This is a genomic window from Vibrio sp. L5-1, assembly GCF_021728315.1.
Taxonomy (GTDB): Bacteria; Pseudomonadota; Gammaproteobacteria; order Enterobacterales; family Vibrionaceae; genus Vibrio; species Vibrio splendidus_K.
The window spans coordinates 933740-958198 of the sequence record NZ_JAKKCQ010000001.1 but is presented as its reverse complement, the minus strand read 5'-3'; the positions used below and the strand labels follow the sequence as shown (position 1 = coordinate 958198).

At 43.7% G+C, this 24459-nt stretch carries 23 protein-coding genes; 11 read left to right on the top strand and 12 right to left on the bottom strand.

The window, feature by feature from the left end:
* Positions 1-79: 79 nt before the first annotated feature.
* From L3V35_RS03905 to L3V35_RS03885, 5 genes are all read right to left on the bottom strand, one after another.
* Positions 80-1225: a mandelate racemase/muconate lactonizing enzyme family protein gene (locus tag L3V35_RS03905; RefSeq protein WP_237298464.1), complete on the bottom strand. Its 1146-nt coding sequence runs from the start codon at positions 1223-1225 to the stop codon at positions 80-82.
* A 14-nt stretch (positions 1226-1239) separates the two neighbouring features.
* Positions 1240-2508: a TRAP transporter large permease gene (locus L3V35_RS03900; protein WP_048614493.1), complete on the bottom strand. Its 1269-nt coding sequence runs from the start codon at positions 2506-2508 to the stop codon at positions 1240-1242.
* Between the two features lie 9 nt (positions 2509-2517).
* Positions 2518-2991 carry a TRAP transporter small permease gene (locus tag L3V35_RS03895; protein ID WP_017089486.1) on the bottom strand — a complete coding sequence of 158 codons (474 nt, stop codon included), beginning with the start codon at positions 2989-2991 and terminating at the stop codon, positions 2518-2520.
* A gap of 135 nt (positions 2992-3126) precedes the next feature.
* Positions 3127-4182, bottom strand: coding sequence for a TRAP transporter substrate-binding protein (locus tag L3V35_RS03890; protein WP_050643400.1), 1056 nt, complete (start codon positions 4180-4182; stop codon positions 3127-3129).
* Between the two features lie 58 nt (positions 4183-4240).
* The gene (locus L3V35_RS03885; RefSeq protein ID WP_237298462.1) at positions 4241-4966 is read right to left on the bottom strand and encodes an IclR family transcriptional regulator; all 726 of its coding nucleotides are present in this window, start codon (positions 4964-4966) and stop codon (positions 4241-4243) included.
* A 222-nt stretch (positions 4967-5188) separates the two neighbouring features.
* Between L3V35_RS03885 and L3V35_RS03880 the strand changes: the two genes are divergently transcribed.
* Together L3V35_RS03880 and L3V35_RS03875 are read left to right on the top strand one after the other, a co-directional pair.
* Positions 5189-5527, top strand: a complete 339-nt coding sequence (locus L3V35_RS03880; RefSeq protein ID WP_237298461.1) for a Fis family transcriptional regulator — start codon at positions 5189-5191, stop codon at positions 5525-5527.
* 53 nt (positions 5528-5580) lie between these two features.
* Positions 5581-5880, top strand: a complete 300-nt coding sequence (locus L3V35_RS03875) for a hypothetical protein (protein WP_237298459.1) — start codon at positions 5581-5583, stop codon at positions 5878-5880.
* Positions 5881-6172: 292 nt separating this feature from the next.
* Here L3V35_RS03875 and L3V35_RS03870 read toward each other — a convergent pair whose 3' ends face one another.
* Entirely contained in the window at positions 6173-7072 is a 900-nt protein-coding gene (locus L3V35_RS03870; RefSeq protein ID WP_237298954.1) for a GyrI-like domain-containing protein, read from the bottom strand.
* Positions 7073-7298: 226 nt separating this feature from the next.
* On the bottom strand, positions 7299-8063 hold the full coding sequence (locus L3V35_RS03865; protein WP_054545888.1) for a DeoR/GlpR family DNA-binding transcription regulator: 765 nt from the start codon (positions 8061-8063) through the stop codon (positions 7299-7301).
* A gap of 281 nt (positions 8064-8344) precedes the next feature.
* On the opposite strand from L3V35_RS03865, the gene ltnD reads away from it, so the two are divergent.
* From ltnD to L3V35_RS03825, 8 genes are all read left to right on the top strand, one after another.
* Entirely contained in the window at positions 8345-9259 is a 915-nt protein-coding gene (gene ltnD, locus L3V35_RS03860; RefSeq protein WP_146455018.1) for an L-threonate dehydrogenase, read from the top strand.
* Positions 9260-9261: 2 nt separating this feature from the next.
* A complete protein-coding gene (gene otnK, locus L3V35_RS03855) occupies positions 9262-10518 on the top strand; it encodes a 3-oxo-tetronate kinase (protein ID WP_237298457.1) in 1257 nt (418 codons plus the stop codon).
* An 11-nt stretch (positions 10519-10529) separates the two neighbouring features.
* Positions 10530-11195: an aldolase gene (locus L3V35_RS03850; RefSeq protein WP_065206674.1), complete on the top strand. Its 666-nt coding sequence runs from the start codon at positions 10530-10532 to the stop codon at positions 11193-11195.
* Positions 11195-11971 carry a 2-oxo-tetronate isomerase gene (gene otnI / locus L3V35_RS03845; protein ID WP_065206675.1) on the top strand — a complete coding sequence of 259 codons (777 nt, stop codon included), beginning with the start codon at positions 11195-11197 and terminating at the stop codon, positions 11969-11971. The genes L3V35_RS03850 and otnI overlap by 1 nt, the downstream gene beginning before the upstream one ends.
* Positions 11972-12134: 163 nt before the next feature.
* Entirely contained in the window at positions 12135-13589 is a 1455-nt protein-coding gene (locus tag L3V35_RS03840) for an SLC13 family permease (RefSeq protein WP_065206676.1), read from the top strand.
* A 112-nt stretch (positions 13590-13701) separates the two neighbouring features.
* The gene (locus L3V35_RS03835) at positions 13702-14868 is read left to right on the top strand and encodes a glycerate kinase (RefSeq protein ID WP_237298455.1); all 1167 of its coding nucleotides are present in this window, start codon (positions 13702-13704) and stop codon (positions 14866-14868) included.
* 199 nt (positions 14869-15067) lie between these two features.
* On the top strand, positions 15068-16519 hold the full coding sequence (locus tag L3V35_RS03830) for a catalase (RefSeq protein WP_237298453.1): 1452 nt from the start codon (positions 15068-15070) through the stop codon (positions 16517-16519).
* Between the two features lie 242 nt (positions 16520-16761).
* Complete coding sequence (locus L3V35_RS03825) at positions 16762-17634, top strand: patatin family protein (protein WP_114634607.1); 873 nt, start codon at positions 16762-16764, stop codon at positions 17632-17634.
* A 120-nt stretch (positions 17635-17754) separates the two neighbouring features.
* Here L3V35_RS03825 and L3V35_RS03820 read toward each other — a convergent pair whose 3' ends face one another.
* From L3V35_RS03820 to L3V35_RS03810, 3 genes are all read right to left on the bottom strand, one after another.
* Positions 17755-18747 (bottom strand): 2-hydroxyacid dehydrogenase, encoded by a 993-nt coding sequence (locus L3V35_RS03820; RefSeq protein ID WP_017081793.1) that lies wholly within the window; start codon positions 18745-18747, stop codon positions 17755-17757.
* Between the two features lie 223 nt (positions 18748-18970).
* Positions 18971-19303, bottom strand: coding sequence for a DUF1971 domain-containing protein (locus L3V35_RS03815; RefSeq protein WP_017072581.1), 333 nt, complete (start codon positions 19301-19303; stop codon positions 18971-18973).
* 64 nt (positions 19304-19367) lie between these two features.
* Positions 19368-20171 carry a ferredoxin--NADP reductase gene (locus L3V35_RS03810; protein WP_237298451.1) on the bottom strand — a complete coding sequence of 268 codons (804 nt, stop codon included), beginning with the start codon at positions 20169-20171 and terminating at the stop codon, positions 19368-19370.
* Between the two features lie 356 nt (positions 20172-20527).
* Here L3V35_RS03810 and L3V35_RS03805 point away from each other — a divergent pair, with 356 nt between their 5' ends.
* Positions 20528-21472 carry an acyltransferase gene (locus L3V35_RS03805; protein WP_237298449.1) on the top strand — a complete coding sequence of 315 codons (945 nt, stop codon included), beginning with the start codon at positions 20528-20530 and terminating at the stop codon, positions 21470-21472.
* Between the two features lie 154 nt (positions 21473-21626).
* Here the strand turns inward: L3V35_RS03805 and L3V35_RS03800 are convergent, their stop codons facing one another.
* Both L3V35_RS03800 and L3V35_RS03795 read right to left on the bottom strand, forming a co-directional pair.
* Positions 21627-22349: a tRNA (adenine(22)-N(1))-methyltransferase TrmK gene (locus L3V35_RS03800; protein ID WP_237298953.1), complete on the bottom strand. Its 723-nt coding sequence runs from the start codon at positions 22347-22349 to the stop codon at positions 21627-21629.
* Between the two features lie 137 nt (positions 22350-22486).
* Complete coding sequence (locus L3V35_RS03795) at positions 22487-24220, bottom strand: diguanylate cyclase (protein WP_237298448.1); 1734 nt, start codon at positions 24218-24220, stop codon at positions 22487-22489.
* Positions 24221-24459 lie beyond the last annotated feature (239 nt).

Sequence of the window (24459 nt, the reverse complement as noted above, 5' to 3'; positions counted from 1 at the left end):
TTCGGATCTAGCTAACTCTATTTATTTAGTTAACCTTAGTTATCTAGTTCGCTTTGTTTGTTTAGTTAACTTTGCCTCTTTAGTTAACTCTGTACTGCTTGATGACGTCGGTATTCACATCGACACCGATGCCCGGTTTGGTAGAGATTTGTACCTTGCCGTTTTCCATCTTGATGCCATCGCAAATGAGATCTTTGCGGAATGGGTGTGAAGACTGGTCGAATTCAAGCATTGGCTCGATAGGGTTAAGTGATAAGGGTGAACTTGGTAATGAAGCAATAAACTGCAAAGAGGCCGCAATACCAATGCCAGAACCCCACACGTGTGGAATCATCATGGTGTGGTTTGCTTGTGCCATTGCTGCAATCTTCTTACATTCCGTGATACCACCTGAAGAACATAGATCAGGTTGAATCACGTCTAACGCTCTCTGTTCAAGCCAAGGGCGGTAGCCCATTTTTCCGAACAGTTGCTCACCTGCGGCGATATAAGTCTTAGAAAGGTTCTTGATTTCTTGATAGCCAGCAATGTCTTCTGGAGCTAACAGCTCCTCTAAAAAGTACAGGTTGAACTCTTCTGTTTCTTTGATGATGCGACGTGCAGCAGCGGCGTTGTACGCCCCATTAGCATCAGCCATGATCTTCACATCATTACCAACGGCTTCACGAATCGAACGAATGAAGGCGATGTCTTCATCTACGCCGAATCCAATTTTGAGTTTGAACGCTTCAAAGCCACCATCGACATAGCGATGTGCTTCCTCAATAGCTGCTTCTGGATATTTCGCGTCTGCGACACGATAGAAGCCAGTTGCGTACGGGGTGACTTCCTTGCGAAAAGCACCGCCGATCAGTGAGTGAATTGGTTTATTGAGAGCCTTACCAATGACATCCCATAGTGCAATATCAACACCGCTGATCGCGTTCACCGCAGAACCACCTTGACCGTATGGGCGAGTCACGTTGTACATCTCTTCCCAAAGCACTTCCACGTCGAACGGGCTGCGTCCGAGCAGTAGTGGCTTAAAGGTATGTTCAATAAATGCCGCCGCAATGTGCGGGCTCTGCAAGCCGTGACACAGAGCTTCACCAAAACCAACAACCCCTTCATCAGTAACGATTTCGATGATCATTGAGCTACGGTTATGAACCCAGCCTTGTGCGAAGTAAAACGGCGTCTCTAGTGGAACTGAGATTGCGTGTGGAATGACATCAATAATTTTCACAATAAATACCTTACTTAAATCAGAATCAGAGATATCTGAGGAATAAATACAATCAGCGTTAACGCGAACATCATGGCTAGGAAGAACGGGATAATGGCTTTAGAGAGTTTCTCAACAGAGACTCCTGAAACGCTCGAGCCAACAAATAAGTTTAGACCGAGAGGAGGAGTGATAAACCCGATAGCCAATGTCACCACCATGATGATGCCGATGTGTACTGGGTTGAAACCGAATAGCATGGCCACTGGAACCAAGATTGGCGTCAGAATAATGATTGCCGCAACGGTCTCCATGAAACAGCCGACAACGAGCAGTAGTGCTACCATCAAGATAATGAAGATCACCTTGCTATCAGAGAACTCAAGCATCGCGTTAGCAATTTGTGTTGGAATTTGCTCAAGTGCTAAGTACTTACCAAAGGCAGTTGCGGTACCCACAATCAACAACACAATCACGGAAGTAATCACCGATTTAGTGAAGATTTTTGGTAAGTCTTTAAAGGTAATTTCTTTGTAGGCGAATAGGCTCACAATAAGGCCATAAACCACCGCTACTACACTTGCTTCTGTTGGGGTGAAAATACCGCCGTAGATACCACCAAGAATGATTACGGGGATAAGCAGTGCGAGTTGAGCGTGTTTAAATTGAGCCCACACCTCTTTCCAGCTAAATGGTTCGTCTGATCCTTTGTAGCCTTTTTTCTTAGAGTAGATGTATGCCCAAGCCATCAAACAAAGCGATACCAAGATTCCTGGGATGATGCCTGCAATGAATAAGTCGCCAATTGATACGCCTGCAGATACGCCGTACATCACCATTGGGATGCTTGGTGGAATCATGACACCAATCGCACCTGCCGCTGTGACAACTGCGGTTGCAAAGCCCTTGTCGTAGCCGTACTTGATCATCGCTGGAATCATGATGCCGCCAACCGCTGCTACTGTAGCTGGGCCTGAGCCCGAGATAGCAGCGAAGAACATACATGTAATGATTGAAGCAATCGCGAAGCCACCCGTGATGTTTTTCACTAATGAGTTAGCAAAGTTCACCAAACGTTGCGAGATACCGCCGCTGCCCATGATGTCACCCGCTAGGATGAAAAATGGTACTGCCATAATTGGGAAAGAATCGACAGAGGTGATTAAGGTACTCACAAGAAAATCAACGCTTAAGGTGCCGGTTGAAATAATGGTGAGTAGCGTTGCCATACCCAATGAGATAGCAATGGGTACAGAGGCAATAACGAGTAGTGCGAAAGTTGCAAACAAAATAAATACTGACATGATTACCTCCTATTTCGCTGTTTTGATGTCATCAGTGGTGGATACCATCTGCTGAATCAACCTGATTGATGTAAGTGCAAAGCCTACTGGGCCTGCTAGATAAACGATCCACATTGGCAACCCAAGTGCTGGTGATGTTTGACCTAGGTAATATAGGTTCGCCACCATTTGCGTTGATTTAAATAAAATAACAACAGAGAATGCTAAAAAGACGAAGTCCGAAAATAGGCTTAGGTACTTTTTTTCCTTCTCATCAATTAACATTGCTATGGCTTCTATTTTTATGTGGCTCTTTTTCGCGACAGCAAAGCTGATGCCGATATAAACTAACCAAATGAAACAATAGCGAGCTAACTCTTCAGTCCAAGCAATTGAATAATCGAATGTTCTGGATACTACTTGTAAGAATATTGCCGCCGTCATAATAACGAGCAGTATTACGGCTATCGTATTTTCAAAATACTTATCTAACCAATTCAACATAATAAGGTTCCTTGTTCACTTATTACTTAGACCTATTACTTGTTTATTATTTATTAATGATAGTTATTGAGGGTTAATCATCAAAATAGTCAGTATTAATAATGTAAGGGTCTAAATGTTAAGTGATGGCTTAAGTTACTGAGCGGCTAATTCGTTTTCAGCTTTTTTAATTTGTTCTTGGAAAGCGGAGACAACATCTTTGCCAATGATTGGTGTGTATTTCTCAATAACGGGCTTGGTCGCTTCTTGGAAGCCAACCAGTGCTTCAGGTGTCAGTGTGACGACTTCCATGTTTTGTTTAATAACATCCAAGCTTTCAAGATTGACTCGACGGTTAACTTGACGCTCGTAGTCGCCAGCATCAATAGCGGCTTGGCGCAGAACTCTTTGATCGTGACGGCTTAGTTTGTTCCATGTCGCTTGGCTAACAATTAAAGCTAATGGTGTGTATACATGGCCTGTGTTTGATAAGGTTTCTTGTACTTCGAACAAGTTGTTCAGTGCGATATTCGGGTAAGGGTTTTCTTGCCCGTCAACCGTGCCTTGCTGTAACGCTGTGAACAGTTCGTTGAAGGCCATCGGCGTTGGGGTTGCGCCCATCGCTTTCCATGCGTCTAGGTGAAGTGGACTCTCCATAGTACGGATCTTTAGGCCTTTCACATCTTCAATCGATTTCACAGCACGACGTGAATTCGTAACATGACGGAAGCCATTCTCCCAGAAATCCAGGCCGACTAAGCCTTTTGACTCTAATCTTTTCAGCATGTCGTCACCAAATTCGCTGCGTAGCACTTTATCTGCGACATCTTCACTGGTGATCATAAAGGGAAGGTCGAACACATTGTATTCAGGGTAGAAGTTAGCCAGTGGACCCGTCGATGGAATAGATACGTCAAGTGTTCCTAATTGCAGCATTTCAATCGCCGCACGGTCATCACCTAATTGCGCTGAAGGGTATATATCCACCTTCAGTTCAGTAAATTTCTCAACAATTTCTTTAAACTTAGCAGCACCATCATAGATAGGGTGTTTGTTATTAGAGCTCATGCTGAAACGTAATGTTTGAACTTGAGATTCACCTGCTGCAATACTCGATTGGTTATTACCTTGAGAATTTGTAGCAATAGCTGCACCAATGATTGAGGCGACAAACACCCCACCAATGGCTAGAATTTTTCCGGTTCTAGACATAGTCGTACCTGATTAATTTATTATTTATATAAAGTGTACGTTACATACACCTGTAGGGTTAATTAAGTTGCTTGGATATTTTCTGACAATATTCAGTAATAACAGGAATTAACTCCGTCATTCTTTTGTCAGACATGTATTCTTTAATGCTGGTTACTGATATAGCCGCAATAATATTGTTATATTTATTTCTTATTGGTACAGCAACGCAACGTACAAGGTCTTCGTTATCTTCTAAGTCATAGCTATAGTCATGCTTAGAATATTCATTCATTCTTTTTAGCATCGACTCGACGTCATGATTAGTTTGCGATGAAATAAGTCGAATCCATTCCATCTTTGGCATATCAATCATTAACGCTTTTCCAATCCCTGTTGCAGACATTGGCAGCCGGTCTCCCACTTGAGATCGCAGTTGAATTGCACGCTCTCCCGGGATTTTATCTAGGTAGAAGATTTGATCCTCATCTTTGATGCCTAGATGGACGGTATCTTTAGTTTGAGCAGCAAGTTCGCGAATAAAGGGTTTCGCAATTTCTTTGAGAGGCATGTCTTGTTGGGCGCGGATACCAAGTTGAATCATTTTAGTACCTAGCACTAGACCAATCCCTTTCACTTCTCGGATATAGCGAGCTTCAATAAGGCCTTGGATAATTCTGTGCACCGTAGATTTCGGCAGCTGCAAATGTTCACACACATCTTTGAGTTGTCGATTACCTTCCGCGATCGAGTCGATGACCGCGATTGCTTTTACCAATGCTTGATTACCTTGTAACTTGCTCATGAAACCGCCTCTCGTTGTATGAGAGAAATATAGCGGTAGTTTGCTATTGATAATGTGATAACTATCAACATTCCACTTTGTGAAACAAGAGTCCCACATTGTGGAATTTATCAGTGGAGTATAAATACTTTGCATTTGAAACAGTCACAGTGTCCAATGTCGTTCAAACAATATTGACCGAAAAACCTTATTTTTTAAGGTGTTAAATAGGAAGTTTGCTGCATGCGTAAATCAGATAAGAAGATCGAAAATCAAATCAGAGACGTGTTAACAGACGTGTGTGAAGCTACGTTGAAAGGCTACGATGGTTTTCTATGGGTGACTCATGCCGTTAACTTTTCTTCTTTTCCACAAAGTTTGAAAATCGTCTGTGTATTCGATACGAATCAGGATAGAACGAACTTCTTAGAGGGAGGAGGTCAGCAGGAGGTCTCTGTTACCATCCAAAAGGCGTTTAGTCAGGTTGGGATTACATTGAAGAATATCGATAAGCACGTGAGCTTCGATACACAAGAGAATTGCGACCGTGACCATCAAGGTAAGTGGAATAAAAGGCTTTAGTACTCTTACTTCTTTAGAGATCCCCCCCTGTGTTGTGATAAAAAGGTCGTGAAATGAAAAAAGCTCAAATATCGCTTAACAAGAACACACTACTAGGTGTGTTCGAGCAATTTTCAATATTAGCCTTATGGCTGCTCGCAGGAAGTGTCGTTTGGTTTGTTTGGTTTGTGTGGGGTATTAACGTTGTCCCCTTTGACGATCCTTACCTCTCTGATACTGAGTATCAACGTCTAATTGAGCAAGAAACTCAGCTGATCAATATCGGCCTATGGGTCGGTAAGCTCTATATCGCGTGTGTGGTGATGTTTTTTATTGTACGCGTTAGGAAAGTACTTCGAGCCTCAAGCGATTGATGAAATCAGTAAGGGTTTCGCTTTGAACTGTCTTAACTGTTAGATGGAAATGGTAAGGCAAAATTTAGCTTACCTCCAGTTTGTATCCCACTCATTTTGATTGTCATGGTCCAAATCCGTTTGGGCTATGACATTACTGGTGTCTACTAGTATTTATTCTCATTTATTGACTAAAAAGCTTCGAAACAGGCCGGCTCTATCTCCAACCTAATTACGTAACAAAGCTGTTGGAAAGCGCTCTAAAGAGACGAAAGCCTACGCGAAGTAGGCTTTGTTATTGTATTTACTCTTGTTACTTAATTGCAGTACAGAAGCTGACGTCTGAATGGTGAGTTTGCGGGTCGTAGCTGTGGTAGAGCTCAAAACAAGGTCGGTCTTCGGTTTCAATGCCGGATTCAATGACGTTACTCATTAAATCATCCCATGCTTTTGCATATTGACCGACTTCGGTGATCGTTTGTCTCATCACCGCATATTGCCCACCGGGAAAATCTTTTAATTCGATCCCACTTGGCACTTCAGTGTCGTCTGAAACCATCAAGCAGATGTCTGTTCGGCACTTATCTGTTGGAGTGATTTCTGGATTGTCATGATAGATAAAGATGCAACTATTACTCGCTAGTCCCTTCATTTCTGCCCATTGATAAAGACGACCGCTTGGCTCTTCATAACCTTGTCCATAGGGGCCAGTCACTCGTACATACGCCAGTTTCGATGCTTCAAATTGTTGTGTTTTCATTGTCATACTCCATGTTGAAAGTTCGGAGTTAGTATATGAATTGCCGTCAGTTGCATCGTTTCCATTCTTGCGCAATGAGTGTCCAATCTTGCTATTTCGAGTTAACTCGCTGAACGCTTGGTAATCTTCGCAATCACGAAAGGCACTAGGCGTAACACCAAAGTGTTGCTTGAATGCCTTAGCAAAGCTCTGAGACGATGAAAAGCCATAATCAAATGCGACGTTAATAATAGGTTGTTTGGATTTGAAGAGATCATTGGCTGCCGCTTCAAGCCTCAGTCGCCTGATGAAATCAGCAAGCGTCTCGCCTTGAACGGCCTTAAAAGTACGATGAAAATGGTAGGGTGAAAAGTTGGCTAACGCCGCTACTTCTGGCAGGTTTAATGGCTCATTAAAGCGTTTTTCTAGATAACGGATAACGGGAATCAGCCGTTTGTGATAGTCAACTTTCATTGCTTTGCTCGCCTGTCTTGGCTTGTTATTGGTATTAGACAGAGAGCCTAACCTATCCAAACAGAGTTTCAATATTCACAGTGTAAAGGTGAGATTAGGTACCGGAAATCACAGTATGTTTATGAAGGGCCCCAGATTGTTTAGGTGTTCTACAGAAGAAAAGGAAAACTGGTTGGGTAGATAACCGAGCCATTAAAGGCTCGCACATCCAATTATTTGATGACCATTATGCCGAAGCGTTAATTACTTCAATACCTTTGTCATTTAACTCTTCAATTACGCTGCTTGGGAGATTGGTATCGGTAATGACACCATCAAGTGACTCCATATCAAGTGCGTGAAAGCTTGCTACTCGACCATATTTGGTGGAATCCGAGATCAAGTAATTGGTTTGGGCTGATTTTACAATCGCCTTTTTCACTAATACTTTATTTTCGTTTGGTGTCGATAAGCCTTTTAAGCTCCAAGAAGAAGAGGAAATAAACGCAATATCAATATTCATCCCTGCCAAGAACTCAGCTACTTTGCCCCCAATACTCGATTGGTTCTCTCGATCGACTTTACCACCCGTATGATAAATCTCGCATGGTGAGTGGTTCATTAAATAAGCCGCGATTGAGAAGTCATTGGTGATGATTAACAGATCTTCACGTGTTGCTAACTGATGGGCGATTTCCAATGAGGTCGTTCCAGCATCTAAATAGACAGTGGCATTTTTTTCGATAAGTTGGGCAGCAAGCTTACCGATTTGGACCTTTTCGTTTGCTTGCTGTTCTACTTTAGCATCATGAGACAGCTCGCGATGCAAGGCTTGAGCTAATTGGACCCCTCCAGATACTGAAACGACTTTTCCAGAAGCTTCCAGCTTTACTATGTCTCGACGAATGGTCATGTGTGACACGTCGAGCTGTTCGACTAACTCAGAAATACTAATCACTTCTTGGTGTGATAACAGTGACAAAATGGTTCTCTGACGCTCTGCTGGAATCATGGTTTTCTTCTATGTTCTTGTTTTTCATCATCCTAACAACCTTTATCTTATTTGTGAAGATCTGTGAACTTATGTTCCCTGTTTGGACTTTAAAGTGTGATAGCCGCCTTTTAAGTGAATTTGTGCTGCCTCTAAAGGGCTAAATTGAGTGGTGGTGTTAAGTTTTGTTAAAAATGTGACTTATCACTAAGTCACTGGTAGCCACTTCACATATAATCACAAACATAAACAAGAATTAACAAACTTAAAATGTACGAAATTACCAAGAAGGCATTGATATTATGAGTGAAGTTCAATCTGTCGGAGTGATCGGTTTAGGTTCAATGGGAATGGGCGCTGCGAAATCATGTGTACGTGCTGGCCTTGATGTCTATGGTTTTGACCTAAATGCACAAGCACTAGAAGAACTGGGTTCGTTTGGTGCAAAAGCGGTGTCGACGAATGCTGTCGAGTTTGCAGATCAACTTGATTCGGTATTGGTGTTGGTTGTGAACGCACAACAAGTGAACACAGTTTTGTTTAAGACTGGCCTTGCTGCGGCACTAAAGCCAAATACTCCAGTGATGGTGTCCGCAACTATCTCTGCTGAAGATGCAAAACAAATTGAAGCCCAGCTCGCTGAGCATAAACTTGTAATGCTTGATGCTCCGGTATCTGGCGGTGCGGTGAAAGCGGAAGCTGGTGAGATGACGATAATGGCATCGGGTGCTCAAGGCACATTCGACACGCTTGCTCCTGTTCTTAATGCAACAGCTGCTAAGGTTTACAATATCGGTGAAGCGATTGGTCTTGGTGCGACAGTGAAGATTATCCACCAATTGCTTGCAGGTGTTCATATTGCTGCGGGCGCTGAAGCGATGGCACTAGCCGCACGCGCAAACATTCCGCTTGATTTGATGTACGACGTTGTTACGAATGCAGCGGGTAACTCTTGGATGTTCGAGAACCGCATGAAGCATGTAGTCGATGGTGATTACTCTCCAAAATCTATGGTTGATATCTTTGTGAAGGATTTGAACTTGGTATCAGATACCGCTCAAGACCTGAAATTCCCACTCCCACTATCAAGCACTGCACTGAACATGTTCGTTAGCGCGAGTAATGCTGGCTTTGGTCAAGAAGATGACAGCGCGGTGATTAAAGTCTTCCAAGGTATTGATCTACCAGGTGTAAATACGTCAAAGGTGGAGAAATAATCATGTTATTAGGTGTTATTGCAGACGACTTTACAGGTGCAACAGACATTGCTGGTTTCTTGGTTGAAAACGGTATGCGTACTGTTCAATTGAATGGGATTCCAACGGGAGAGTTTGACACATCAGCAGATGCTGTGGTGATCAGCCTTAAATCTCGCTCTTGCCTAGTTGACGAAGCGGTGACGGATTCGGTTATTGCGCTTAAATGGCTTCAATCTCAAGGTTGCCAACAGTTTTATTTTAAATATTGCTCGACGTTCGACAGTACCGCTGAGGGCAACATTGGTCCCGTGACAGATGCGCTTTTGGCTGAGCTTGGAGAATCTTTCACTATCGTTTGCCCTGCATTACCAGTAAATGGTCGCACGGTTTACAACGGTCACTTGTTTGTCTTTGGTGAGTTGTTAAGTGATTCAGGTATGCGTAATCACCCTGTTACACCAATGACGGATTCAAGTGTGGTTCGAATGATGGACGCACAATCAGAAGGCGTTTCCGGTTTAGTGAACTTTCAAACGATTGAACAGGGCTCTGATGCGGTTACCGTTCGTTTTAACGAACTCAAAGCTCAAGGTAGTCGCTACGCCGTGGTAGACGCATTTAATGCCGAGCACTTGGTGACGTTAGGTCAAGCGGCTAAATCTATGAAACTAATCACAGGTGGCTCCGGACTAGCTGCGGGTATCGCTAAAAATTGGACAGAACATCTTGTTGACCAAAGTTATGCAAAACATGCAGGCAGCCCAGTAAAAGGAACAACCGTTGTGTTCTCTGGTTCTTGTTCTGTGATGACTAACCAACAAGTTGCTGTATACAAGCAGCTTGCTCCTCACTTTGCTATCGATGTGAAGGCTTGCTTGACCAATGATCAATACGCAAACGAAGTGTTCGATTGGGTAATGACCAACAGCCAAGGAGATTTTGCTCCTTTGGTTTATGCAACGGCAGACGCTGCTGAGCTTAAAGCTATTCAAGAAGAATACGGTGCACACGCTTCAAGCCATGCCGTTGAACAGTTTTTTAGTCAACTCGCTATCAAACTGCAACAACATGGCGTGAAAAACTTCATCGTTGCTGGTGGTGAAACATCAGGCGTAGTGACGCAAAGCCTAGCTGTGAAAGGTTTTCATATTGGCCCTCAAATCGCACCAGGTGTGCCTTGGGTCAAATCGGTTGGAGGTGAGCTTTCTCTGGCTCTTAAGTCAGGCAATTTTGGTGACGAAAACTTCTTTGCTAAAGCACAGTCATTTTTTCTATAGGTGGTGATTCGATGAGTAATGATTTAATAAACGAACAGCCACTATCGAGCGAACAGCAGTTGCGCGAACAAATGGTCACGCTCGCTCGTTCAATGTTCGAACGAGGTTACGCCACAGGTGGCGCAGGTAACCTATCTATCAAATTGCCAAATGGACATTTTCTAGCAACACCAACTGGTTCTTCATTTGGTCGTCTTGTTGCTGAGGAATTGTCGGTTGTCGATATTGATGGCAACCATATATCAGGTAAGAAGCCGTCAAAAGAAGCCGCGTTCCACTTAGCGATTTACCGTAATAATCCTGTATGCAATGCGATTGTTCATCTGCATTCTACGTACCTTACTGCACTGTCTTGCCTTGAAGGATTGGATCGCAACAATGCAATTAAAGCGTTCACTCCCTATTTCGTGATGCGTATTGGTGAGTTACCTGTGATTCCTTACCTACGCCCCGGTGACCCACAAATAGCTGAAGAATTGGCAAAACGAGCAGGTGATTATCGAGCATTTTTGTTAGCAAACCACGGCCCAGTAGTAACAGGCACTGACTTTGTTGATGCCGTTGATAACGCTGAAGAGCTAGAAGAGACCGCCAAATTAGCATTCTTATTGAAAGGGAATGATATCCGTTACCTAACGGACGAAGAAGTGATGGATTTAAAAGGGAGAGGCAAATAATGGCTAAGTTAGCAGCAAACTTAACGATGTTATTCACAGAAGTACCATTTCTAGAGCGTTTTGAAAAAGCACACCAAGCCGGTTTCAAAGCTGTTGAATTCCTATTCCCTTATGCATTTGAGGTCGAAGAGCTTACAGAAAAAATGCAGGAATTTGGTTTTGAACAAGCACTTTTTAATATGCCTCCAGGCGATTGGGACGCAGGCGAACGTGGCTTTGCAGCGATTCCTGGCCGTGAAGATGAGTTTAAAGCCAGTGTTGATACCGCACTTATGTACGCTAAAGCGCTGAACTGCAAAAAAGTCCATGCGATGTCGGGTCTACATGATGCGAACTTCACGAGACAACAACACGTTGAAACCTTCATCTCGAATATTCGTTTTGCCGCAGATAAGTTTGCTGAGCAAGGCATTGAATTGATGATTGAACCGCTGAATAGCCGTGATGTTCCTAATTACTTCGTGGCTCACCAACGTGATGCTGTCGAACTTATTAAGCTGGTCGATAGGTCAAATGTGAAACTGCAACTCGACCTGTACCACGCGCAAATCATGGATGGCGACTTAAGTACTTTGATTCGCGAAGTTGCTGCTTATACCGGCCATATTCAAATCGCTTCTGTACCAGAAAGGCACGAACCATCGGAAGGCGAGCTGAATTATCCACATTTATTTAATGTTCTAGATGATTCAGGTTACCAAGGATGGATTGGTTGTGAATACAACCCCAAAAATACAACTGAAGCTGGTTTGGAATGGGTTAAACCGTATTTATAGACGCAGCCAGCACGAGCCTTTAAGGCAGATTTGAACTCGTAAAAATAAGATAAAGCGGCCAAAACAAAAAGTCGCTGTACAACAAAGTGCAGCGGGAGGCACACCTATGTCTCTCGTTTGCAAAACCCTACACAACAAAAATAGACACAAAAAGGAATACACAATGGATGGAGCACTGATAGGCATTGTAATTGGCATTTTAGCCATGATGGGCATGATCATAAAAACAAGAATCCCAGTGGCGCTTGCTATGATTATCGCAAGCATCATCATGGGTCTGTTTGCTGGGATGGCACCCACTGAACTTATTAATGCAATCAAAGCGGGCTTTGGTGGCGTTCTTGGTGGTATTGGTTTAATTATCGCGTTTGGCGTGATTATGGGTGCATGTTTTGAGCGTTCTGGCGCTGCTGTAAGAATGGCAAAAACGTTTGTAAAGCTATGTGGTAAAGGTCGTGAAGACTTGGCACTTGGTTTCACAGGTGTACTTGTCGCTATCCCAGTATTCTGTGACTCTGCGTACATTATTTTACACTCGCTTGTTCGCGCAATTTCACGTGATACAGGTAAGTCAGCGGTAGGTTTAGGGGTGACACTGGCACTTGGCCTACTGATCACCCACGCACTTGTTCCACCAACACCGGGGCCAGTTGCTGTTGCGGGTATTCTAGGCGTTGATCTAGGTGAGTACATGATGTGGGGTTTGATGGTATCTATCCCTATGATGTTGCTTTCTATGATTTACATTCGCCGCGTGGGCAATGAATACTATCGTGTACCAAACGGTGAAACATGGATTACTAACCAAGCTGATTGGGCAAACCTAGAAAAAGTAAAAGAGACGGATGACAAAGAACTACCAAGTAACTTCTTATCATTTGGTCCAATCCTTCTTCCAATCGCCTTTATCCTAATCAACACACTTGTTGGTCAAGGTGACACTGCAATGCACAACGTTATTTCGTTGATTGGTAACCCAGTGGTGGCTGTGGGTATTGGTGTTGTTATGGCGCTATACGGTCTTACTCGCCATATTGAGCGTAAAGACATGGTTAGCTCTATGGATGATGCTCTGTCTACTACGGGGCTAATTCTTGTAGTGACTGGTTGTGGTGGCGCAATGGGGGCCGTACTTAAAGCATCAGGTGCTGGTCCTCAAGTAGCAGAAGCGATTGCAAGCAGCGGTATTCCTCCATTATTAGTTCCGCTAGCCATCGCATCAATGCTTCGCTTAATCCAAGGTTCAGCAACGGCATCAATGATGGTGGCAGCAACGATGACACTGCCTCTAGTTGAAACGTTAGGTCTAGACCCTGTGTTCGTTGCACTAGCTTGTGCGGTAGGCCCGGTTGGCTTCTCTCATTTGAACGACTCTTACTTCCATATTATCAACCGTACCTTAGGTATTACTGAACTTGCTGACCAAATCAAAATCTGGTCTGTATCTTCAACCGTAGCATGGGCAATTGGTGCAAGCATCATAATGATTCTTAACCTGGTGTTTGGTAAAGGCGGTACGCTGATCGACCCACTGATTCCAATTGCTGTTCTAGGTGCTGTATTTGTGTGGCTAAAAAGCAAAGAGAAATCACAAGTAAAGACAGCCGTTACTAACTAATACTGCTGACCTTTATATACTGCCTCTATTAAGTGATTAGCTTGCTGACCTTCTATAGGGGCATTTTTGGATCGGGCACTCATCAAAACTAATATTCTTTGGATCTCTCAGTATGAAAATTGTTATTGCACCAGACTCGTTTAAAGAATCTCTATCTGCTGTATCGGTGGCGGCGTGCATTGAAAAGGGCTTTCGTGAAATCTTCCCAGACGCTGACTATGTGACCTTACCTTTGGCCGATGGTGGCGAAGGTACGGTCGATGTATTGCTACAAGGTTTAGCCGGACAAAAGCGAACACATCAAGTTGAAGGGCCATTGGGTGAGTTGGTTAGTGCTGAATGGGCGATGTTAGAACCGTCTGCTCAGAACCCAAATCAAACGGCTTTGATTGAGATAGCTGCCGCGTCTGGTTTGGACTTGCTGACGCCAGAGCAGCGCGATCCTTTGATTGCTTCTTCATTCGGCACAGGGCAGTTGATTTTGGAAGCGATAGAGCAGGGTGCTCAAACCATCATTCTTGGATTGGGTGGCAGTGCGACCAACGACGGTGGTGCAGGCATTGTTCAAGCTCTAGGTGGGCGCTTACTCGATAGGAATGGACAAGAGCTTGGCCGAGGTGGTGCTGCACTTGCAGAACTCGCATCAATAGATCTTACCGACTTAGATTCGCGCTACACAGATGTCGAATTGATTGTGGCGTGCGATGTTGATAATCCATTGTGTGGTGATAACGGCGCCAGCCATATATTCGGTCCACAAAAAGGGGCGACGCCTGAACAAGTCTTAATGCTTGATAAGGCGCTTGCGAATTTTGCTCAAGTTGCTGAATCGCAAGGTTGTGTTGGTGGTGAACCCGTACAAGAGCGTGCCGGTTATGGCGCAGCTGGTGGCACACCGATGGGGCTTGGTTTGCTGTTCAATATGCAGATCAAACCTGGTATCGAGATGGTACTGGATGTTTTACAAGCCGATGACGTGTTGAAAGGTGCCGACCTTGTGATCACTGGCGAAGGGCAAATGGACAACCAAACTCTGCAAGGAAAAACACCTTATGGCATTGCTAAACGTGCGAGCTTACAAGGTATTCCAACCATAGGAATTGCAGGATCTTTAGGTACTGAAGTCGAAGCCTTATATGGTGAAATGAGCAGCTTGTTTGGAACGGTACGTTCTCCTCAATCACTCAATCAGGTACTGCAAGAGGCCGAAATGAATCTAACCAGAACGGCAAGAAATATAGCAGCGACGCTCAAGCTAGGAAGAAAGATACTTAGCTAATCAGTGCATCACATCGTTGTTTCTAAGTTGGCCGATTAATAGGTTTTATAGATTATAACGATAAATACAAACGATTATATTTTATGCCATTAGAGGTCTATTCTATATCCATAGTATTTTAGGGGCTTTTGAAAGGGAGCCAGTATAAATATCAAGGTGCATTGCTATTGCTGCATCTTTGGACCTTAAGGAATAGATCATGAGTAAAAAACTAACTACAGCTGCGGGTTGTCCTGTGGCTCATAACCAGAATGTTCAAACTGCGGGTAAACGCGGTCCTCAACTGCTTCAAGATGTTTGGTTTTTAGAAAAAATGGCGCATTTTGACCGCGAAGTCATTCCAGAGCGTCGTATGCACGCGAAAGGTTCAGGTGCTTATGGCACATTTACCGTTACACACGACATCACAAAATACACCAAGGCAAAACTGTTTTCTGAAATAGGCAAAAAGACCGACCTGTTTGCACGTTTTACAACAGTAGCGGGAGAGCGTGGTGCAGCGGACGCGGAGCGTGATATCCGTGGTTTTGCATTGAAGTTTTATACCGAAGAAGGTAACTGGGATATGGTGGGTAACAACACGCCAGTATTCTTCCTTCGTGATCCTCTTAAGTTCCCAGACTTAAACCACGCGGTTAAACGTGACCCGCGCACCAACATGCGCAGCGCAAAAAACAACTGGGATTTCTGGACTTCTCTTCCTGAAGCGCTTCACCAAATCACCATCGTAATGAGTGACCGTGGTATTCCTGCTACGTACCGCCACATGCACGGTTTTGGTAGCCACACGTTCAGCTTTATTAACGCAGACAACGAGCGTTTCTGGGTGAAATTCCACTTCAAATCTCAGCAAGGCATTAAGAACTTGTCTGATGCAGAAGCAGGACAGTTGATCGGTAATGATCGCGAAAGCCATCAACGTGATTTGCTAGACAGCATCGATAATCAAGACTTCCCGAAATGGACACTGAAAGTGCAAGTGATGCCAGAAGCGGATGCAGCGAAAGTGTCTTATAACCCGTTCGATTTGACTAAGATCTGGCCACACGCAGATTACCCATTAATTGAAGTGGGTGAGTTTGAATTGAACCGTAACCCACAAAACTTCTTCGCTGAAGTTGAGCAGTCGGCATTCAATCCTGCTAACGTGGTTCCGGGTATCAGCTTCTCACCAGACAAGATGCTACAAGGTCGTTTGTTTGCTTATGGTGATGCACAGCGCTACCGTTTGGGTGTTAACCATCAGCATATCCCAGTGAACGCACCTCGTTGCCCAGTTCACAGCTATCACCGTGATGGTGCGATGCGTGTTGATGGTAACTTTGGTAGCACATTGGGTTATGAGCCAAACAACGAAGGTCAATGGGCTGAGCAACCAGATTTCGCTGAACCAGCATTGAACTTAGATGGCGCAGCGGCACACTGGGATCACCGCGAAGATGAAGATTACTTCTCGCAACCAGGTGACTTGTTCCGTCTAATGACACCAGAGAAGCAAGCTATTCTGTTTGATAACACTGCTCGTAACCTAGGCGGCGTGCCAAAAGAGATTCAACTGCGTCACCTAAGACACTGTTACAAAGCTGACCCTGCATACGGTGAAGGCATTGGTAAATTGCTTCAAATCGATGTGAGCGAATTTAAGTCGTAATCAATAAACTCGCTTAAATAGTCAGAAGGCCGCTGAGTTAATCACTCAGCGGCCTTTATTGATCATGCGAGTATTAGTTGGCCTCTATTCGCGATCCATGTGAGTAGTGCGAATTCCCTGAAGTTCAGCACCATTTCTATTGATAGCTTTTACCTATCGAATTGATAAACATATCCCATTATCTTTATAAGATGGGCGGGATTATCCTACGGCTATCAGTTTATAAAGTAATAGAGTTTTAGATGAGTAAAAGCGCATTAATCGTTGAAGGTGGGGCTATGAGAGGCATCTTCGCAGCTGGAGTGTTGGACGCCTTTATGCAAGACGATTTCCGTCCTTATGATTTTGCCATTGGTGTATCTGCGGGTGTGTCGAATTTGGTGGGTTACTTATCTCAAGCGCCGAAACGCAGCTATCACGTGATTACCACGATGGCGACTGACAAGACGTTTTTTAACCCTGCTCGCTTTGCCAAAGGGGGTAACTTGGTGGACGTTAAGTGGTTGTGGGATGAATCAAATCAACGTTATCCCCTAGATTGTGGTGAACTGTTTTCAAGTATCCCACTCATTGCTGCTGTAACAAATGTCGATACGGGCAGTGCAGACTACTATCATATCAAGCCAGAAAACCTTTCTAACGTGGTGGAAGCGACCACCGCTCTACCTATTGCTTACCGCGAAACGCCGTGCTTCTCGGGTGGTTGTTATACCGATGGTGGTGTGGCCGATTCAATTCCGGTTCGTGAAGCCTATCGTCGCGGCGCACGAGACATTACCGTGATTCTTTCTCATCCTTTGAGTTACCGAATGAAGCCTCAAAAGCACCAATGGATGCTGAAAAAACTATTAAAGAAATTCCCTCACATTGCAGAATCAATGGCAGTGCGTGCTGAAAACTACAACCAATCTTTGGAGTTCATTCGTAATCCACCAAAAGATGCGACCATCAAGGTGATTGCGCCACCTGAAGCATTCGCGGTGAAGCGTTTAACTATGGATCAATCAACGCTTGATGCCGGTTATGAGATGGGGGTTAAAGCAGGGGAAGAGCACCTTGCTATTCGAAAAGGCATTTATGGTTTAGACACCGAAGATTGTCACTTCTGCGTCTAAGAACTATTTTTGAATACTAGATAAACGAAAAAGCCACGCTGTTCACTTCAGAATAGCGTGGCTTTGTATTTGTAGATCTCGTTTGTTTTTAACTCAGTCTGCTATTAACTCAATCTTCTATTAAACGAGTTCATTGCCGCTGGTGTTGCCTGTAAAGAAGGCATCGACGCTGGTTAGCGTTGTATTAGCAATGTTGAACAGAGCATCTTTAGTTAAGAAGGCTTGGTGACCGGTGAACAACACGTTGTGACAAGCGGATAGGCGACGGAATACGTCATCCACAATCACATCGTTAGATTTGTCTTGGAAGAACAGTTCTTTCTCGTTGTCGTAAACATCAAGGCCAAGCGCGCCAATCTTGCTTTGCTTCAGCGCTTCAATGGCTGCAGTTGAATCAAGCAGTTCACCACGACTGGTGTTCACGATCATTACGCCATCTTTCATTTTGCCAAATGCCGTTGCATCCAACAGGTGATAGTTCTCTTTGCTCATTGGACAATGCAAAGAAATCACGTCAGATTCTTGGTAAAGCTCATCGAGCTCTACGTATTTAGCACCAAGTTCTTTTGCCAAAGGATTTGGGTACGGGTCGTAGCACAAGATGTTCATGCCTAAACCTTTCAGAATACGCATCGTCGCTAAGCCAATCTTTCCTGAACCAATTACACCAACGGTTTTACCGTGGAAGTTGAAGCCAACTAGTCCCTCAAGAGAGAAGTTCGCATCACGAGTACGTTGGTATGCTTTGTGTAACTTGCGGTTCAAACACATCATCATACCGACGGTGTGTTCTGCTACAGACTCGGGAGAATAAGCAGGGACACGAACGACTTGCAGACCAAACTCTTTGGCTGCGTCTAAGTCGACTTTATCAAAGCCCGCGCAGCGCATCGCAATCAGCTTAGTGCCGCCTTTTGCTAGAATCTCTAGCACATCTCGCGATAGGTCATCGTTTACAAACGCACAAACGACTTCGTTGTCGTGCGCCATTTTTGCTGTTGTTGTAGTGAGTCGAAAATCGTGAAAATGGAACTCGGCGTTGAGTTCGCCTTTTGCAAGTTCAAATGATTTTTCGTCGTATGATTTTGAGCTAAAAAAAGCAATGTTGAGCATGGCTTCCTCTCTTACCTAAAATATAAATAATCCACTTATTCATTATCTGAAACGGGATTAAAACTAATAACTTTGTCCAGTGTGCTAGAGTTTTTTTGTCTTGTCTATCACCATTAGTCACTGTAATTACTATGGTTATTTGATCTTCTACCATCACTTCTTGAACATTAAAAATCACACTACGAAGTAGCTTGCTCATAAGTTCATTCATATTGAATCGATCTTACTTTCGAGTATTAAACATTTTCTTGGTCTCTTTTTCTGACCAGAAGTTGATATTGAATTGAGCATCGTCACTAAGTTCGATACGGTGCCAATATTGCGGAGGGCTTGTCGCAAATTGCCCGGCATTGATGACAACGGTGACTTCTGGTTCTGTCGCATCTGCGTCTGCAAAACCGTGGTAGGTAACCGTACCTTCCATAACACATAATTGACCGAATACACCCTCTGCGGTGTTGTGGTGACTGATTAACGCGGCAGGCACGTTGTCTTTAGTGAAGAATGGTGTTGAACGTTGAATCTTCCAATGTGAAGGAATGCGTAAATGACTCATATAAAACCTCTTATCTGCCTGTATTTTGAATACAAGCTTTAGCTTTTTGAATTGGTGACCGTGATTACCAGTAGTTTTCACTGCTGAATTGGCCGGGCTTTCGGCGTAAGTGCTTCTCGAAACCTAAGCTGGTTAGTGCTTCACTTGTGTCGCGAACCATTTGCGGATTGCCACAAAGGTAGAAAAAACTGCGGGTTTGATTGAAAGCGACAGACGTGGTTTGCTCAAGGTCGCCTCCAAGTAACAAGCTTGGGATTCGTCCGCGCAAAGTTCCGGTGACTGATTCTCTAGAAATAATTGGCACATATTGTAGTTTCCCTTGGAAGTGATTAACGAGTTGAGCGATACGGTCTCGATAAGTCAGGTCTTGTTCTGTTCTTACGGCATGAACTAGTACAAGGTTTTTGAATGACATTACTCTTTCGACATCTGAGCCATTTTGCTGCTGCATCTGCATGCTTTCGAGCATTGAGATAAAAGGCCCAACGGCAGTCCCGGTTGAAAGCATCCATAGATCGTCGGCGATCTCAGGGATCTCATCTAATGTCATAAATCCACTAGGGTCTTTGCCGACAAATATGTCATCGCCGACCTTCAACTCATGAAGTTGAGGAGAGAGCTGGCCGTTTTGATCCTTAACAATCAAAAATTCTAAATGCTGATGACCTTTTGTGTGTTCTGGCGCATTCACCATTGAATAAGCGCGTCGAACAAACTCATCTTCACTGTTGAGTAAACCCAACTTTGTGAATTGACCCGCTTGGTAGAGTGAGACTGGTGCACTGACTTGAAGCGAGAACAATTGATCGGTCCACTCTGTCTTGTGTGTTACTTTTCCTGTTACCAAACCATGAGGAATATCTGTCATATCATCACCTTTATGTAGAGAAGTTATCTCATTAAGGATACTCAACTATCTTACTTTTTGGAGTTGCATGTACCATGCCAATAATGAGAATGCTTATCAATACTGAATTGTTGAGAGGAATTACTTTTAATAGAGTCAAAAATACATACTTATAATTGAGTCTTAATGACTATTTATAGTCTTTTAGGTTCTTATTTGAAAGTTGGGTCTTGGTGGCTTTGCTATGGCTAATTTTGAATTGAGCTTGATCAATCTCAATGAGTGGTTTGACCCTTGAACGATTCCACCAATAACTGAAGAGAATAATTTACAGATGAGTATAATGGCGGCTTTCGATCTCAATATAGCCGTGTTTTATGCTTGATAATCTTCGTATGGCCTTGAATGTGTTGTTCGTGACCATTAATACTGCAATGACTGCGTTTACCGTAAGCTTCTTTGGTCTCATCAAACTGATTCTTCCAATCTCTGTTGTGCAGAAGTCATGTACTCGTCTCGCTAACTTCACATTTTGGTGTTGGGCTTCGCTCAATCTTTGGATGCTGAATGTTAATAATGATATCGAATGGCAAGTCGAAGGAGGGGAGGACATCTCGACCAAGCAGTGGTACTTGATGATGTCTAATCACCTGAGCTGGGCGGATATTGTGATTTTATCGTCAGTCTTGAAAGACAAGATGCCAATGACCAAGTTTTTCCTAAAGCATGAATTGCTGTACGTTCCTTTTGTCGGCCTGGCATGTTGGGGCTTGGATATGCCTTTCATGAGACGTCACTCACGTGAGTTTTTGATTCGTAACCCTGAGCGTCGCAATGATGACTTTGATGCAATCAACAAGGCGTGTACTAAATTCAAACTAGCACCGACAACACTGGTGAATTTTGTCGAAGGAACGCGTGCAAACCTCGACAAACTGGCGACAGCGAAAACACCATATCGACACCTACTGAAGCCGAAAACTGGCGGTGTGGCGTTTGCCTTATCGGCAATGGGCCCAATCTTGGATGGTATCGTGGATGTCACTTTGGCTTACCCTGAAAACAAAAGCTCTCCGTTTGAAGACATGCTGAAAGGTAAAATGAAGAAGGTGGTCGTGCGTATTAAATTGCATCCGATGGACGAAAACGTCAACGGTAACTACTTTGAAGACAAAGCGTTTAAGCGTCGTTTCCACAGTTGGCTGAATAACACCTGGAAAGAGAAAGACGACTATCTTGATACGGTATATGGGGTTGATACGCTCTATGAGGTTGAAACGATTGATAAGCCTGATGCGGTTCATAAGAAGCAAGAGCAGTAAGATCAAACCAAACAAATAGCATCAAAAAAGCCGATAGTTCATTGAACTGTCGGCTTTTTTATTAAATCGGCCCTACTAACGGTAAGCGATAAAGTTAGTACTTACTATAATCTAGTGGTAGTAAAATCAATGCTATATGCAGAACAGGTGAGGGCTAAATCGCTTGGTACGCATCAATGATGTGCTTCACTTCGCTGGGTTTACCTTGCTGCTCTTGGCCTTGATGAATGCGCAGATAATGCTGCAATGTTTTGGCTTTGTATTGCTGTGATATCTTCATTTGCTCATCACAACTTGGTGTCCAGATCTTGTCGCCGACGCTTGATATCTCGTTAACGTTTTGGCTCTTTTCAGCATCACCTTGGTTATTACTAATCAATAAAATTTCGTAATAACGACGGTTCTCTTCAATCAACACTTCGTCAATCAGGCCGAGCTTGAGCGCTTTTAAATGACTTCTTAGCTCGAACTGCTGATGGACTGGGCAAAGCAAAAAATCGATATCTTTGTCTGGATGTTGGCGATGAATATCATCGACGAGCTTCTGCGTGAGATCGCCACCGACGCCCGCGATAATAACCAGGTGTTTACCAGTATGTTTCTGGAGCGGAATAGCTGCGACATCCATGCAGTAAACTTGCCATCGGCTGGTAACCGTTTGTTGGTCTAAATTATCTTGGGGAAAGTAACGAGTTAGCTTGTCTTCCAGTTCATTCATCAGAGACGGGACAATATCGACAAAGTGAATCTGAGGCGCTCTATTATCCGACAACAGTTGAACGCCCAAAAATCCATGATCGCAGCAGCAGTCCCAAATATGTTGGTAGTCATTGTTGACAAGGGAGTGGAGAGTTTGCAGTCGGTTACTTAGCTTCATAAGGTTCGTGTCGTTAGAAAGGGAATATTGTCGTGTCGAAGGCGCATTGTAATGACTTTCCATAAAAACAAAAGCACCTAGGGTGTGAATCCTAGGTGCTTTGTGTGCACATACGAATCTACGGCGTGTTATGAAGCTTACGCGACAGCTCTTATATGGCCTTCCACTCGGTTCTTTCCTAGCTGCTGAGCGATGAGTTTCGCCTGTTCTGCAAGCGCTAAAGCCGAATCTGTTTCACCTACTATTTGCGAGAATCCGATGCTGACACCTAATGATAACGTGATATCTGGCGTGGCAATGGCTTGCTCACTAACTCCAATTCGACATTGGTCCAGCTGGAATTTGGCATCCTTCACATCATTTGCTTTGAACAATACAGCGAACTCCTTGCCTCCAATACGTGCTAGACAAAGCCCTTTAGGTTTAGGGAAGTATGAGCGTATCGCTTCTGCAGTCAGCTTGATCATTTTGTCACCGACCGCTTCACCATAGGCGCGATTAACGTGGTCAAAGTTATCGATGTCGAGCAAAGCAACATAGGTATCTGGCTCGTCGGCGTAGTTTTCCAATGCGATATTGAAACTGCTTTTGTTGTCAAACTGAGTCATCAGGTCTTTACTGCTCAATTGATAGTGGAGCAGTAAGTTAGACAGCGAGACCTCGGTGTAATCTCTGATCATACGCAGAATACTCTGGCTGATCGGTAAGTTCGCGTTCACATAAAGCACTGCGACCAACTGTTTGCGAGAGTGCAAAGGAATGCAGTAGTGACGTTGGTGTATTTTGAGTTTACATGCCAGCGGATCTGCGTACTTACCACTTCGATAAGCCATGGTGTCTGGTGTAAATCGTTCTGCAAGGGCCTTGTCACAATGTACCGTTGATTTGTTTCCGTGATAGTCGATGGTACTGAATGCGTGGTTTTCAGGCTGATAGAGACAGAATTGAATGCCTTTTTGGTATGTAAAGCTAGCCAGTATGGATTTCAACTCTCGCTTAAAGCTTACGAGGTCATCGACCTTATTCAGTTGAGATAAAGATACGTTCAAGCGATAAGACAAATAGTTTGCCCCAACCCACAATAGAATCAGAGAACCAAGTACGACGCCAGTTAACGTGAATTGATATGAGCTGGTTAGGATATCGTGACGATCGGTACCCGCAATGAATACCCAGTTCAAGCTATTGTCAGCGTCAAATACCGATATTTTGAAGTTATCTTGATAGTAGTATTCGTGTTTACCGACGGTTTCGCCTTGCGAGAGTTGGTGGCTTATTCCAGCGTGGTAGCTGATAGATTTAGAGCCGATACGTTTCGGATTAGGGTGAAAGACAAGTCGTTCTGTTGTTCGATCAACCACAAACACATAGCCGTGATTAAGCGTTTTTAAGTCTCTTAACCCTTGGGTTGTGTGCAATAGATCAAACTCAATCCATATCTCTTCGTTCAATCTTTCCGCTGTATGTTTTACCGCGAATACCCAACGACCATCGGGCTTTTGATAAATAGAAGAGATATAAAAATCGTCAACAACACTGTCTATTGGGTTCCATTTGATGGATCCAACTTGTTCGTTGGAAAGAGGTAAGCCACGACTTGATATATATTGTTGAGTTTGAGGTTGGTATCGAATGATATCGGAGAAGTTAGGTGTTCTTTTTAGAATGTTATCACTCAGTTCTCTGAATTTTCGATCACCGATTGGAGCCGTTTGAGGTAAGCCTAGACTGGTTTCTAAAAAATAGAGCTTGCCAAATGTGGCTTCGATGTTGGAACGAATCGTGGAGCTTGCGATTCGAATATTTGATGATGATTGTTCGGTTGCTGCTGTTTCTACTTTTTCAAGCTGAGCCACAGCAAGATAGAGCATCCCTCCAGTTAATAAAATAATGTATGGTTTAAAAAGCCGAATTAATGTTTTAGGTAAAGCCATGATATCCAAAGACGTTATAGATTCATTTTTATAGTACGGCCATACTAAACAGTTTTCGTAATCACATCAATGCAAATGATTCCATATAAATGAATGGCTTTTGTGATATTCGGCTAACAAAAAAGCCAGTCATAAACATAACTGGCTCCTATGGTTTCTGGTGGTTTATTAAGCTG